Raw genomic sequence first — 13960 nt, forward strand, 5'->3', positions numbered from 1 at the left:
TGCAATGGAAAAGCTGCTTTGTTATAAATGCTAAGGTGCAGCAGTACTTACTGTAAGCAACTGACCATCGTAGAGGTTTTGAAATCCTTCCGTTACAATTACGTCGCCTTGTTGCAAACCATCTTTAATCTCCAGTTCGCCACTGTAGAGTTCACCTATTTGTACACTTCGTTTACGTGCAACAAGATTTTTTCCCTCCTTTTTCGCCACATAAACAAACTTGCCGGTTTCATCAGTTTGCAATGTATTCACCGGAACAGTCACCGCATTTGCCTTCTTGTAATCCTGTATCCGTATTGTTGCCGTCAGGTTTGGCTTCAGGTTTTTGTCGCTGGGTATTTTTGCTTCAGCCGTAAATCCACGTGAACTTGCATTGATCGACTGGCCTACATAGAAGATGGTAGAATTGTAAGTTTTATTGATATCGGGAACGGTAATTACCACGGGGGTGCCCTTTGAAACCCGGGCAAGGTAATTTTCAGGAATATCGGTTACCACCTTCAGGCTACTGTTGTTTACGATCTTAATGCCCTGCATTGGTGCGCCGGTAAAAGTTTCCCCTACATGGATGTTTACTTCTTCTGCAATACCACTTACATTACTTACCACAGATGTTGTTCTTAATTGTTCTTCGGCTGCACGAACATTTTCCTGTTGTGTTTTCAGATTGTTTTCCAGTGCCTCTACCTGGGTTTTGGCTTGCAGCACCTGCACTTCCGTACCAATGTTTTGTTCCCAAACATTTTTCTGGCGTTGGTATAAACTACGTGCGAGTTCAAGTTGTGCACGGGTGGCCCCCATGGATTGTCTTGCAGTAACAACCTGCTGGCGAAGAATTGCATCGTCGAGTTTCAACAGCAACTGGCCTTTTTTTACGGCATCACCTTCTTTTACATAGATGGCTCTAACCTGTCCGCCCATTCCGCGGGGTGTGATGTAAGAAATGTTTTCCGCATCCACCTTGCCCTGCAGGTCGATATAATGGGTAAAGGTTTCCTGCCCTATCGTATCCAGTACCACCAGCTTTGCCTGTGCAGCATTAGCCGCTTCCGGATCGAGGGTGGCAATCTCGCTTTCCAGTTTCTGAATTTCAAGACTGGTATTCGACTGCTCTTTTCGCAGCTTTTCAAGTTGGGCTTTCTTGTCGGAGAGATCTGCCTTTTCTTCTTTCTGACTCGCTCCGCAGGCAAGCAACGAAAGCGTAATTACGGAAGCAAAAAATAAGTTTATTGTCGATCGCATATAGAGGTAATTTATGGTTGGCTGATGTTATTGTTATTCAAGTTTTCCCAGCGCTGTTTTATAACTTATGCGGGAGATTATTGCATTGTAGAGGGCATTGAAATAGTTGGCTTGTGCAGTTTGCCAGTCCGAATCAGCTTGCAATACTTCGAAGCTCGAGCCAAGACCCTGTTCAAATTTTTTCTTCGTGGTATTGTACACGGTTTCAGCAAGCTGCATGTTGCGTTGTTGTGCGTCAAGATTCAATAATGCACTTTTAAAACTTTCTTTTGTTACAACTTGTTGAAGGTCGATTCCTTGTTTAGTCAGGTTGATGTTATTATCCAGTTTATCCACATCGAATTGGGCCTGGCGAACTTTTTCTCTGCGTTGAAAACCATCGAAGATGGGTAAGTTGATATTAACGCCCACGTAGGAACTCTTTAACCAACGTGTTTCTTTGCTGGTAAAAAATTTCTGTCCCAAACCATTTATCGAGTAGTTGCCGGTTAGTGCAACAGTTGGCAGATATCCAAGCCGGTACCTTTTTACATTTAATTCCTGCAGTCTTCTTGTGTACCCAAGTGTTTGAATTTCTACCCTATCCTCGTACTTAAAACTGTCGTCGAGCACATCTTCCTTAATTGTTTCATTCGTGAGTTCTTCCTTTAGTACAACCGTATCGGCCTGGGTTAAACCAATGGCAAACTTTAATGCTGCATACGACAACTTAACCCCTGTTTCAACAAGATTGGCAGTTGTTCTCAGGTTGATCAATTGTACCTGCACCCTGTCGAGATCCAGCTTTTCTGCAAAGCCATTGCTATACAATACCGAGTCGTCGTGGTAAAGTTTTTCCAGGCGCTTGATGCTTTCGTTTAAAAAGTAGGATTGTTTTTGCGCGATGAGGATAGCATAGTACCGTTTGTAGGCCGAGTCTTTTACCCGCTCTTTAGTTTGCTCCACCAGTGATGCAGAAAGATCGAGCGCGGTTTGCCGGGCCTGCAAGCCCACGAATACATCAGGCTGAAAAAGCAATTGCTGCAGTGATGCACTTGCAGCAAGGTTCCAGGGTTGCTGAAAACTCACCGCCTGTAAACTTGGTGTTGGAATTACGGTTCCCGCGGGTAGCAACTTCTCTTTTACCAGCACATTGTATATCCCTGCATCGGCAGCATTGGGAAACAGGATCAGCGGCAGTTGAAGAAAGTACTGGGTTCCCAGGTTCGCAGAAACCTGTGGAAGTGCCCTGCCAACCGTTTCTTTGTTTACACTTTCCTGGATACGGTAATCAAGTTGGGCATTCTTTAGTTCAATTACGTTTTTGTATGCGAGCTCTACTGCCTCGCGAACGGTTAAGTCGTAACGTGTCTGGGCCGTCGATCGGTAGCCCGAGGTTGCGACCAGCAGAAGTAAAAAGGAAAATATTCTGAACTGCTTCCTCATTGTTTGGTATTTTTTAATCTTTCTTGTTTGTATGTATCGATCAGCTTATGGCCTTTTATTGTAGCCACGCCGAACATAAAATGTTCAAAGGTTTCTTTCTCCACGTCAGCCAGGTTGTACTTATGCGATGGAAATATGTCCTGGTTAAACGGGAGAAACATGGTAGTTAAACGCATTTTGATGATTACGTCGAGGTTCATGTCTTCCCTGTATAGACCCTCTTCAATCCCCCATTTTAGGTTATCATCAACAATGGTGTACAGGTAACGATCCCTGAACTCGGCAAACCGGTTAAAGGTGTTCGGGTGAAATTTCTGCAAGTCGTATAGTATGCCTGCATGCATTTTTGAGAACATCTCCTGGGTCATATCCATTGCCAGGAAAACCTGGTGGATCGCGTTGTCGGCTTTTTGCCGGTCAAGTTCACAACGGCATTTGTTATCTGTAATGTGCACGCCAATTACCGCATCTACCAACTCATCCTTGTCGACAAACACCTGGTAAATGGTCTTTTTACTCATGCCCACCTGGCTGGCAATCTCATCCATTGTTACGCGCCTGATACCAAACTTGTTAAACAGCTCGAGCGCTTTTTCTAAAATGCGTTGCCTTGTATCCATAATCGGGAAGTCAGGGGTAAAACTACGGAAACTGTTTACGTAGCCAAAGTTTCCAAATGTTTATGCGGCAAATATTTGTTATGAACGGTAAAAGGAGGTTGATCTGGTTTACAACGGCAATAATGTTGTTTAAGGCCATCCTAAATTATGTGCCTAGCAGTTAGTCAACAACACTAACTCGCCACACGTATGCATTAGTTCTTTGAGCAATTAACGTGTCCCAAAGGGGAAAATTCAAGCGCATAGTTTGCATCCTGCGAATTAACTTACATCAGCAACCCTCTAACCATCGCATAATCCAAGTTCGTTTTTCTATGACTGATTTTTCAAGATTTCAACCACCATGGGACTGGCGAAAAATCCTGCAGTACTTTCTACAGGGCCTGATCATCCTTGCTCCCATTACAATTACACTGTGGGCAGTGCTTTCTTTGTTTGGTTACGTTGACAACCTTTTACCAAACCTGCTTTACCGTCTTTTCCCTGGGTTATTTGGCCTGGATGATTCCGGTCGTCCCTACAAAATACCCGGGCTCGGCTTTGTGCTGGTTGTGGTAATTGTGATCACCGTAGGCTATATATCATCATCGTATATAGTCGGAAAAATTGTCGACTTCTTCGGTCACTTGCTTGAGCGAACACCCGGGATAAAGATTATCTATTCTTCCGTAAAAGACTTTATGGAAGCTTTTGCCGGTAACAAGCGAAAGTTCGACAAACCTGTAATGGTAAATGTCGATGGTTCAGATGTTTGGAGGATGGGCTTTATGACACAGGTTGAATGCAGTGCCTTGGGTTTGCCCGGTCATGCCGCAGTATATGTTCCGCATTCCTATGCGATAAGTGGAATCGTATATGTTGTACCGCGCGATAAGATCCGTTTGATGGATGAAATCTCTTCGGGGGATGCCATGAAGTTTGCCGTAAGTGGTGGCGTAACTGAGGTTGAAAATAAGGTGCAGGTATGAAGCGGCTAGTGCTTATTTGCCTGCTTTGCTGTTGTTATATAAACAGTTATTGCTGGGGCTTTTTTGCACATCAGCGAATAAACTATTATGCCGCTTTTTTATTGCCGCCCGAGATGATGGTAATGTTTAAACCCCATATCCGCTTCCTGAGCGACCACGCCACCGACGCCGACAAACGACGTTACGTAGTTGCCGAAGAGGCCCCAAGGCACTACATCGATATTGATTACTATGGGCCGTATCCCTATGATGCCTTGCCCAGGAAGTGGGAGGATGCTATTGCAAAATATACCCTTGACACCCTTCAGTCAAAAGGGATTGTTCCCTGGTGGATCAACATCATGGTGCAACGGTTAACTAACGCTTTCAAAGAAAAGAACGGGGCTAAGATTCTTAAAACTGCCGCCGATCTTGCACACTATGTAGCCGACGCCCACGTGCCTTTGCATGCTACCCAAAATCACGATGGACAACTAACCGGGCAGAAAGGTATACACGCGTTTTGGGAAGGAAGAATACCGGAACTGCTGGCAGAAACGACATTCGACTTTATCATTGGCAAAGCCATATATATCGAAAACGTTCCTGCTTTTACCTGGAGCCGGGTGCTCGAAAGTGCTGCATTGGCACAACAGGTATTGCAGGCCGAAGCAAGCTTAACAAAGGAGTTTCCCGGAGACCAAAAGTTTGCCTTTGAGGATCGCAATGGAAAACTTATCCGCCAGTACTCGGCCGCTTTTTCTATAGCCTATAACAAAAAGCTGGAAAACATGGTTGAAACCCGGATGCGTGAAAGCATCCGGTCCGTAGCCTCGCTGTGGTATACAGCCTGGGTAAATGCGGGTCAACCCGACCTTAAAGAGCTGACTGATGTTAGCTTTACGGCAAGCGAAATAAGCGAATTTGATTCGCTTAATCGTGCATGGCGGAACAACCCTGCCAGGGGTCGCACCGAAAACGATTAAACGGGTTGAAGTCAATTGCGCCACCCTTGAAGGTTGCAAAAATTATTATTACCTAAATTGCGCCCTCAATAATTACTATGGTCCACAATTTCAATGCAGGTCCCGGAATTTTACCACAGGCTGTTTTAGAACAGGCAGCAAGAGCCATTCTCAACATCGATGATACAGGCCTTTCCATTCTGGAGATTGGTCATCGCACGCCGTTATTTGAAGGTATTTTGCATAAGGCTGTTTCACTGGTAAAAGAACTGATGAACCTCGACGCCGACCACGAGGTCTTATTCCTGCACGGGGGTGCAAGCACACAGTTTATGCAGGTGCCTATGAACCTGCTCAACACTAATGAAACAGCAGCATACATCGACAATGGCATTTGGGGATCCAAAGCAATAAAAGAAGCAAAGCTGTTTGGAAACGTTGACGTGGTTGCTTCATCAGCCGATAAAAACCACACCTACATAACAAAAACTTTCAGCGTTCCTCATAATGCTAAATACCTCCACTACACCACCAATAATACCGTAGAAGGCACGCAATGGCAGCACATACCTGAAAGCAATGGTGTTTCGTTAGTTGCCGATATGAGCAGCGACATATTTAGTCGTGAATTAAACTTTAATGCGTTTGACCTTATTTACGCAGGCGCACAAAAAAACATGGGTGCAGCGGGTGTTAACTTGCTGGTGGTAAATAAAAACATTCTTGGTAAGGTAGACCGTAAGTTGCCTACAATTATGGATTACCGCAACCATATTGCGAATGGCTCTATGCTCAATACACCGCCGGTGTTTGCCATATACGTAAGCATGCTTACCCTGCAATGGTTAAAGGACCTCGGTGGTGTAAAAGTTATGGAAGCTATCAACGATGAGAAAGCATCCTTTTTTTACGATACACTTGATAGTCTTCCGCAGTTCACCGGTCCTGTCGCAAGGGAAGACAGGAGTAAAATGAATGCCGTTTTTGTGATGAAGGATCCCGGTTTAGAAAAGCTGTTCATCGACTATTGCAAGAGCCTTAACCTATATGGCATAAAAGGGCACAGGAGCGTTGGTGGTTTCAGGGTTTCGCTTTATAATGCTTTGCCACTATCCAGCGTACAGGTAGTGTGCGACGCTATGAAGGCCTTTGCATCGCAGCACGGGTGAGCAGGAAATAAAGTAAGTAAAATTAATCTTTCATACAAGCAGTACAGCTTGCACTTTAATAGAATGTGAGTGCAATGGTAAGGCTGCGCAACCCTGATGGGATCTTTTTTTTGGCACCAGCTTCAGGAACACTTTTGGGCTCCGGTTGTGTCACTCACTTCAGCGTCAACAATACTACTCAGCAAGGCCCTCGCATGCTTAAAGGAATGAGCTATTCCATGAGGATTTTCACTTGCCTATTGCGATGAGTGCAACCACTTACATCCTGCCAATGACAGAACAGGTTTCGTGACTTTTCGTACTAACTCTTGTAAATCTGGCGAATTATATTTACGCCTATACCAGTTTTAAGTTATAGCTACACTACCTGGGCTTACCTGCAACTTTCCCTCCGGGTCATCCCCATTCATCTGCAACAAAAACTACAATTACTAACAGCAGGGCAACATGAAACCGCATTTAGTATCTTGCGGGTTCAATAATTATTTTTGATGGCAAAGATTTCTCCTTTTCAAGCACTCAGGCCCGCAGCCGAACTGGCGCCGAAGGTTGCTTCGAAACCCTACGACGTATTGAACAGCAAAGAAGCAAAAGTTGAGTCGCAGGGTAATTCCTTCTCGTTTTTACACATCACCAAAAGCGAAATAGACCTTCCTGAAAATACAGATATCCATAGCCAGGTTGTTTACGATACGGCAAGGCAGAACCTTGATGCATTTGTACAACGTAACATCCTGTTCAGGGAAAGTAAGCCATGCTACTACATTTATGAGTTGGTAATGGATGGCAGGAGCCAGACAGGTTTGGTTTGTGTAAGTTCAGTAGACGATTATGAGAGCAATATCATCAAAAAGCATGAATTCACACGTCCTGAAAAAGAACAGGATCGTATTAACCACATCAAAACAACCGGAGCTCAAACAGGCAATGTCTTCCTGGCATATCGCCAGGTATCGGAAATAGACACTTTGATTGAGCATTGGAAAGCGGGACGCACCCCGATATACAACTTCAAGGCCGACGATAATATACAACATGCAATCTGGGTGGTGAATGATACCGCTACAATCGCGCAGATTACCGATTTGTTTGCCTCCTCCGTTCCGCATACCTATATTGCTGATGGTCATCACCGGGCAGCATCGGCAGCACAGGTTCGCAAACATCTTGGAGCAGCCGCTAAGGAAGGTGCCAACTTTTTCCTTACAACACTATTTCCATCAAGCCAGCTTTACATCATGGACTATAACCGTGTTGCAAAAGACCTTAACGGACATTCAAAGGAGGACTTTCTGCGTAAGGTAGAAGAGAAGTTTACGATAGAACCAGCCGGCAATAAGGCGGTTAAACCTGGTCAGCTTCACCAATTTGGAATGTTCCTCGATGGTGAATGGTACAGGCTCACCGCAAAACCCGGGATCATTAAAACTGATCCGATCGGCGTGCTCGACGTTACGATCCTCCAGGACAATGTGCTTGCTGAAATCCTAAACATACAAGACCCGCGCACTGATACACGGATCGACTTTGTTGGCGGTATACGGGGACTTGCTGAACTGGAAAAAAGAGTAAAGCAAGGCGACGGCGCAGTTGCATTCTCACTATTCCCTGTAAGCATCGACCAGCTCTTCGACATTGCCGATAGTGGAAACGTAATGCCACCCAAAAGCACCTGGTTCGAACCTAAACTCCGCGACGGGTTACTGACGCACCTGATTGGCTGATCAACTATTTTCGACTGCCCGTCAATTGCTTTTTTATTCAGTTCATTTGTGCTATTTTGATGTTCGTAATTTTACTATTATGGATGATCAACACGATGCACGGTTGTGGAAGGTTGCAAGGCGAAGAGCAGAATTCCGAAGATCATTGTACTCCTACCTTATCGTAAATACACTCTTGTGGTGTATATGGTGGCTAACTTCAGATCCTGAAAGGCGACTGAAAGGCTTCCCCTGGCCGTTTTGGGTGATGATACTATGGGGCTTTAGTGTTGCACGGCAATACTTTCATGCTTACTATGGCACAAAAAGCGACCTTGTAGACAAAGAATTCGACCAGCTTAAGAACGAAAATCGCTGAAGTGGATCTGGCGATCAGCCACTGCCCGTTATCCTGTTGATTGTTTATCTATTGTGTTTTAACCCTGTTTGCGTATGATGAAAGTTAAAAGGCTATTCGATTGTATAGAACACCAAATGCAGAACTTCCCTAAAACGGATATGCTGGCCGCTAAAATCAATGGCACATGGACCAGTTACAGTACATCTGAGGTTAGAGATACCGTTAATGCATTTAGTGCCGGCCTGTTTGCACTGGGTGTGAGTGGCAACGACATGACAACCGAAGGTGCAGATAAGGTTGCTATTATCAGCAACAATCGGCCTGAATGGATCTTTACCGACCTGGCCGTTCAGCAAACCGGCGGTATCCTGGTTCCCATTTACCCCACCACTAACCCGCTTGAACTGGAGTTTATTCTAAAAGATGCGGCAGTTAAATATATTTTCGTCAGCAGTATCGATCTCCTGCATAAGGTTCAAACGGTTAGTGACCGGATACCTTCTTTACAAAACGTTTTCACTTTCGATGAAATTGAAGGAGCTCTGCACTGGACAAGTATTTTAAAGCAACCAGGTGCTGATCCAGCTAAGGTCGACGAACTAAAAAGCGCAATACCTCCAAGTCACATCGCTACTATAATTTATACATCAGGCACTACAGGAACACCAAAAGGCGTAATGCTTAGCCACGAGAACATATACACAAACGTGTATTTCTCAAAAGACAGTTTTAGGTTTCCGGACTCACCGACCTCTAAAGTGCTCAGTTTTTTACCGCTAAACCATATTTTCGAAAAAATGGTTAGCTATATATACCTGTTCAGCGGTATTAGTATTTACTACGCCGAAAGCCTGGAAACGATTGGCGATAATCTAAAAGAAGTTAAACCCGATGGTTTTACGACCGTTCCGCGTTTGCTCGAAAAAGTTTTTGAAAAGATCATGCTTAAGGGCAATGATCTCACAGGCGTCAAGCGCAAGCTGTTTTACTGGGCGGTTGCGCTTGCAGAAAAATACGATAACCTCGAGAGTGGCGGTATATGGTACAAAACACAGTTAGCATTGGCTAACAAACTTATCTTTAGCAAGTGGCGCGAAGCACTTGGTGGAAGAATAGACTTCATCATTACAGGCGGTGCTGCCTGCCAAATTAAGTTGCTCAGGATATTCAACGCTGCAAAAATACCTGTTTACGAAGGTTACGGACCAACCGAAAACAGCCCGGTAATATGTGTAAACCGGAGAAACCCTCCTACAGATACTAAATTTGGAACCGTGGGCCCGCCGATCAATGGCGTAGAAGTCAAACTTGCCGAAGACGGCGAAATCCTCGTTAAAGGCCCAACGGTGATGGCCGGCTACTACAAACGTCCTGACCTGACGAGCGAAGTTTTAATTGACGGCTGGCTGCATACCGGTGATATCGGTGTTTGGGACTCCGGTCGTTACTTGAAAATAACCGACCGTAAGAAAGAACTCTTTAAAACAAGCGGTGGTAAATACGTTGCACCTCAACCAATCGAGAATAAGTTAAAAGAGAGCCCTTTTGTTGAGCAGGTAATTGTTGTTGGTGCAGAAAAAAAGTTTGTGGGTGCCTTGATTGTACCATCGTTTCCAATGCTGCGGGAATGGATGCGCAATAACAATATCCCTTTTACTTCTGCCGAAGAAGCCATACACCACCCTGCAGTAATTAACTACTATCTGGAACTTGTTGAAAGCTTCAACAAATACTTCAATCATGTTGAACAGATCAAAAAATTTGAACTGTTATCGCAGGAGTGGAGCATAGATACGGGTGAGATGACACCTAAAATGAGCCTGAAAAGAAAGGTGATCATGGAAAAATATCGGAACGCATTAGAGCGGATCTACCAGGAGACGCCTATACATCAGTAGCAGTTTTCCCAACAACCGATAGCATTGTTGTAACTAAGGAAGTAATCAATGTAAGTATCCCTGTGCTTTAGATTAATTAAGAATAAGGGTGCTTTGTTGCAACATGCTTCAGCTTAATTACTAAAGCTATAATCCTGTTGAACAGGGTTGCTGAGCCTTTGTTTTCCTCTGAGTCAAGTGTCTGCAAATATTTCTTAAATTATCCGGGATTTCTGTACCTGATGCAACGGTACAGAAACAGCGCATGTCAAGCGCTGAAAAACCCTTTATGAAACCTTACTTAATCATCCTGGCAGCCTGCCTCCTTTGCGTAACATCATCGTGTCGAAAAACCAACTTGCCCGTCGACTTGCCTGCCTGTATTAAAGCAGATATACAGAACAATGAAAATAACCCAAACTGGTCTGTGGGAGAAGTAACGGAATACCGTTACCAGGGCAAAATCGTATATGCATTTGAACCCGATTACCGGATCATCGCCGATGGCTCTACAGACATCAGGTCTGACGATTGCAAACCTTTGTGTTCAGTTGGTGGCTTTGGCGGGCCATCAGTAAATCTATGTAATGGTGATCCATTTTACGAGAACGCCGAACTAATAAGAATTGTATGGACCAAGCCTTAGCATAATGCCGGGTAGCCGAATGCTAAGAGAAGTTGCGTATGCATGGGTGCTAGACAAGGCCGCCCATGCATACATACTTAATTTCAAGGTATTCTTCTATCCCGTATTTGCTTCCCTCCCGGCCGATCCCACTTTGCTTCATGCCCCCAAAGGGTGCCTCAGCGTGTGACACAATGCCTTCATTTATTCCAACAATGCCATAATCCAGGCTCTCGGCAACCCGCCATATACGGTCAATATTCTTGGAAAAGAAGTAGGCTGCAAGGCCGTATTCGGTATCATTTGCAGCTGCAATAGCGTCGGCTTCAGTTTCAAATCTGTAGATAGCGGATACCGGCCCAAATATCTCTTCGCGGCTTAGGGCCATCATTGCTGTACAATCTTCAACAATAGTTGGTTCGAAAAAAAACTCACCCGCAGTGTGTACGTGACCACCTGTTGTAACCCGCGCACCATGACTTACGGCATCATCTAAAAGCCGGGTCACTTTCGACAAGGCCTTCCCGTTTATCAGCGGACCTATCTGCACGTCCGTGCGGGTACCCTCGCCAACGTTTAATTCGCTTACTGCTTTTGAATAAGCCGATACAAAAGAATGATAAATTCCGCTTTGTACAAATATGCGATTGGTGCATACACAAGTTTGACCCGCATTGCGGTACTTACTTTTAATAGCTCCCGTAACCGCCTGCTGAACATCTGCATCGTCAAAAACAATTAGCGGAGCATTTCCTCCAAGTTCAAGAGATATCTTTTTTACTGTTGATGCAGCTTGTTGCATTAGCGTTTTTCCCGTTTCGGTTGAGCCTGTAAATGATAGCTTCATCACACGAGGGTGGGTAGTAAGTACTTTGCCGATCTCTGCAGCGGCACTGGATGGAACTATATTAATAACCCCTGGCGGAAATCCAGCTTCGACAGATAATTGTGCAATGGCGAGCGCTGAGAGAGGTGTTAGTGATGCTGGCTTTAGCACAATAGTGCAACCGGCTGCAATCGCAGGTGATATCTTTCTCGTGATCATGGCAATCGGGAAGTTCCAGGGTGTGATTGCTGCTACCACTCCGACAGGTTGTTTTAACGTAAGAATTCTCCTGTCGTTTAAGGGTGTTGGAATCACGTCGCCATATACTCGCCTCCCCTCCTCGGCAAACCACTCGATAAACGATGCACCATATATTACTTCCCCTCTTGCTTCTGTTAATGGCTTTCCTTGTTCAGTGGTCATCAGCAAGGCAAGATCATCAGCATTCTCATGCAGTAGATTAAACCACCTGCGCATGATCGTTGCACGCTCGTATGCTGTCTTTTTACTCCACATGGGAAACGCAGCTGAAGCGGCTTCGATAGCCGACTGTGCTTCCAGCGGGCCGCAATCTGCAACATTCGCTACAAGTTCACCGTTAGCCGGGTTGAACACTTCAAAGTATTTATCATCAGATGTTGTGTTCCACTGATTATTGATGAATGCCAGGCATTGAAGCAGGGATCCATTATTAAGTTGCATAGTTCTCGTTTTAGTTCACATTTGAATGCTCACGAATGAATTACCACGGCTTTTACCTCTTGAATTCCAGGATAGAGTTAAAGCCCCGTACACTGGCAGGTGGGTCTATAGAAATCTGCCATCAGAAACGTGGTGAGGAAATATAAACAAAATATAGGTTGGTTCGTTGTACATACTAGCCGGAAACAATGTATGCAAATCTGAAGAAAAAGGCATCGCTCAGATATCCTCTCATTAACACACTTATTAAAGTTGTCAAAAGTGATGAAGTGATTACATGTTTCAATCTTTCACTGATACAAGTAAACTGCGTTAACTAAAAATAGGGTATTTCATCATGTAAAATCCGGTATGGTTTTTCGATCTCTAATACATTATATATCCCAAAATGCTCAGCTCCACTCAACCCGAAGATCCAATCGCACAGATCCCAAGACGAAAGATTAAATCCTTAATCAGGGATGCCGCGAAAACTGCTGCTGCTGTAAACCTCGTATATGTTAATGATACCGAACCGGGCATCATGCGTGTTAAGACGAACGACGGTTTCGAATACGTTTACCAGGATGAGAAGATAGATGATGAAGCCGAACTTCTAAGAATAAAAAAGCTCGTGATACCACCAGCGTGGGAGAATGTATGGATATGTAAGAGGCATAACGGACATCTGCTCGTTACCGGTATAGATGTAAGGGGCAGAAAACAGTACAAGTATCATCCACTTTGGAATGCCCTACGGAATCATACCAAGTTCTACCGGCTTTACGATTTTGGCACTGTTCTTCCTTCGCTTCGATTACAGCTGGAAAAAGACCTTGCTCTCCCTGGTTTACCACAGGAGAAAGTTTTAGCTACTGTTGTTAGTTTAATGGAGCGCACCAATATTAGAATCGGTAATGGCTCATATGAAAAGATATATGGCTCCTATGGTTTAACAACCATGAAGGACAAACACGTTAAAATAAAAGGGAGTGGAATTACGTTCTCGTTCAAAGGTAAAAAAGGCGTTTATCACGATATCAACATAGAAAGCAAACGCCTGTCTAAAATTGTAAAGAAATGCCAGGATATCCCGGGTAAAGAACTGTTCCAGTACATTGATGATGAGGGTAAACGGCAGGGCATAGACTCGGGAATGGTAAACAACTATATAAAAAATATTTGTGGTGGCGAGTTTACTGCTAAAGACTTCAGAACCTGGTCAGGTACGGTTCAGGCCCTTTTGGCATTAAAGGAATTAGGTTTCTCGGAAAAGCAGGCAGATCAGAAAAAGAACGTTGTTGCCGCACTCGACCTTGTATCTAAACTGTTGGGAAATACCCGGACAGTTTGCAAAAAATATTATGTTCATCCTATGATTATCTCTTTGTACGAAACGAATACGCTCGACAAATACGTAAACAGGTTAGATGAAATAGAAAAAGACGATAACAAGTCCGATCTTACAAGTGAAGAAAAGATATTGATGCGTATTCTCAAATCAAATTAAACGATTGCC

At 44.3% G+C, this 13960-nt stretch carries 12 protein-coding genes; 8 read left to right on the forward strand and 4 right to left on the reverse strand.

From position 1 onward, the window contains the following. Window positions 1-30: 30 nt before the first annotated feature. From EXU57_RS11865 to EXU57_RS11875, 3 genes are read right to left on the reverse strand one after another with little or no spacing between them, the layout of a single operon-like run. A complete protein-coding gene (locus EXU57_RS11865; RefSeq protein WP_133268423.1) occupies window positions 31-1242 on the reverse strand; it encodes an efflux RND transporter periplasmic adaptor subunit in 1212 nt (403 codons plus the stop codon). A 33-nt stretch (window positions 1243-1275) separates the two neighbouring features. Beyond that, a complete protein-coding gene (locus EXU57_RS11870) occupies window positions 1276-2667 on the reverse strand; it encodes a TolC family protein (RefSeq protein ID WP_133268424.1) in 1392 nt (463 codons plus the stop codon). Then, window positions 2664-3287, reverse strand: coding sequence for a TetR/AcrR family transcriptional regulator (locus EXU57_RS11875; protein ID WP_133268425.1), 624 nt, complete (start codon window positions 3285-3287; stop codon window positions 2664-2666). Before EXU57_RS11875 ends, EXU57_RS11870 begins: the two co-directional genes overlap by 4 nt. Window positions 3288-3601: 314 nt before the next feature. Here EXU57_RS11875 and EXU57_RS11880 point away from each other — a divergent pair, with 314 nt between their 5' ends. From EXU57_RS11880 to EXU57_RS11910, 7 genes are all read left to right on the forward strand, one after another. Continuing rightward, a complete protein-coding gene (locus EXU57_RS11880) occupies window positions 3602-4255 on the forward strand; it encodes a DUF502 domain-containing protein (RefSeq protein ID WP_133268426.1) in 654 nt (217 codons plus the stop codon). Beyond that, entirely contained in the window at window positions 4252-5220 is a 969-nt protein-coding gene (locus EXU57_RS11885) for a zinc dependent phospholipase C family protein (RefSeq protein WP_133268427.1), read from the forward strand. The genes EXU57_RS11880 and EXU57_RS11885 overlap by 4 nt, the downstream gene beginning before the upstream one ends. Before the next feature lie 77 nt (window positions 5221-5297). Then, window positions 5298-6368, forward strand: a complete 1071-nt coding sequence (gene serC / locus EXU57_RS11890) for a 3-phosphoserine/phosphohydroxythreonine transaminase (protein ID WP_133268428.1) — start codon at window positions 5298-5300, stop codon at window positions 6366-6368. 491 nt (window positions 6369-6859) lie between these two features. Then, the gene (locus tag EXU57_RS11895; protein WP_133268429.1) at window positions 6860-8092 is read left to right on the forward strand and encodes a DUF1015 domain-containing protein; all 1233 of its coding nucleotides are present in this window, start codon (window positions 6860-6862) and stop codon (window positions 8090-8092) included. Window positions 8093-8171: 79 nt separating this feature from the next. Continuing rightward, window positions 8172-8450: a 2TM domain-containing protein gene (locus EXU57_RS11900; RefSeq protein ID WP_133268430.1), complete on the forward strand. Its 279-nt coding sequence runs from the start codon at window positions 8172-8174 to the stop codon at window positions 8448-8450. Between the two features lie 74 nt (window positions 8451-8524). After that, window positions 8525-10330: an AMP-dependent synthetase/ligase gene (locus tag EXU57_RS11905; protein WP_243745580.1), complete on the forward strand. Its 1806-nt coding sequence runs from the start codon at window positions 8525-8527 to the stop codon at window positions 10328-10330. Window positions 10331-10598: 268 nt separating this feature from the next. Then, a complete protein-coding gene (locus EXU57_RS11910; protein ID WP_133268431.1) occupies window positions 10599-10955 on the forward strand; it encodes a DUF6970 domain-containing protein in 357 nt (118 codons plus the stop codon). 49 nt (window positions 10956-11004) lie between these two features. Here the strand turns inward: EXU57_RS11910 and EXU57_RS11915 are convergent, their stop codons facing one another. Further along, complete coding sequence (locus EXU57_RS11915; protein ID WP_133268432.1) at window positions 11005-12462, reverse strand: NAD-dependent succinate-semialdehyde dehydrogenase; 1458 nt, start codon at window positions 12460-12462, stop codon at window positions 11005-11007. 388 nt (window positions 12463-12850) lie between these two features. Between EXU57_RS11915 and EXU57_RS11920 the strand changes: the two genes are divergently transcribed. Further along, a complete protein-coding gene (locus tag EXU57_RS11920; protein ID WP_133268433.1) occupies window positions 12851-13951 on the forward strand; it encodes a DNA topoisomerase IB in 1101 nt (366 codons plus the stop codon). Window positions 13952-13960 lie beyond the last annotated feature (9 nt).

This window comes from Segetibacter sp. 3557_3, assembly GCF_004354985.1.
Classification (GTDB): domain Bacteria; phylum Bacteroidota; class Bacteroidia; order Chitinophagales; family Chitinophagaceae; genus Segetibacter.

Excerpts from the sequence above, each read along its gene's own strand:
- serC (WP_133268428.1), top strand. The coding sequence starts at position 5,298 with ATGGTCCACAATTTCAATGCAGGTCCCGGAATTTTACCACAGGCTGTT.
- EXU57_RS11875 (WP_133268425.1), bottom strand. The coding sequence starts at position 3,287 with ATGGATACAAGGCAACGCATTTTAGAAAAAGCGCTCGAGCTGTTTAAC.
- EXU57_RS11900 (WP_133268430.1), top strand. The coding sequence starts at position 8,172 with ATGGATGATCAACACGATGCACGGTTGTGGAAGGTTGCAAGGCGAAGA.
- EXU57_RS11880 (WP_133268426.1), top strand. The coding sequence starts at position 3,602 with ATGACTGATTTTTCAAGATTTCAACCACCATGGGACTGGCGAAAAATC.
- EXU57_RS11895 (WP_133268429.1), top strand. The coding sequence starts at position 6,860 with ATGGCAAAGATTTCTCCTTTTCAAGCACTCAGGCCCGCAGCCGAACTG.
- EXU57_RS11905 (WP_243745580.1), top strand. The coding sequence starts at position 8,525 with ATGATGAAAGTTAAAAGGCTATTCGATTGTATAGAACACCAAATGCAG.
- EXU57_RS11885 (WP_133268427.1), top strand. The coding sequence starts at position 4,252 with ATGAAGCGGCTAGTGCTTATTTGCCTGCTTTGCTGTTGTTATATAAAC.
- EXU57_RS11870 (WP_133268424.1), bottom strand. The coding sequence starts at position 2,667 with ATGAGGAAGCAGTTCAGAATATTTTCCTTTTTACTTCTGCTGGTCGCA.
- EXU57_RS11915 (WP_133268432.1), bottom strand. The coding sequence starts at position 12,462 with ATGCAACTTAATAATGGATCCCTGCTTCAATGCCTGGCATTCATCAAT.
- EXU57_RS11920 (WP_133268433.1), top strand. The coding sequence starts at position 12,851 with ATGCTCAGCTCCACTCAACCCGAAGATCCAATCGCACAGATCCCAAGA.
- EXU57_RS11910 (WP_133268431.1), top strand. The coding sequence starts at position 10,599 with ATGAAACCTTACTTAATCATCCTGGCAGCCTGCCTCCTTTGCGTAACA.
- EXU57_RS11865 (WP_133268423.1), bottom strand. The coding sequence starts at position 1,242 with ATGCGATCGACAATAAACTTATTTTTTGCTTCCGTAATTACGCTTTCG.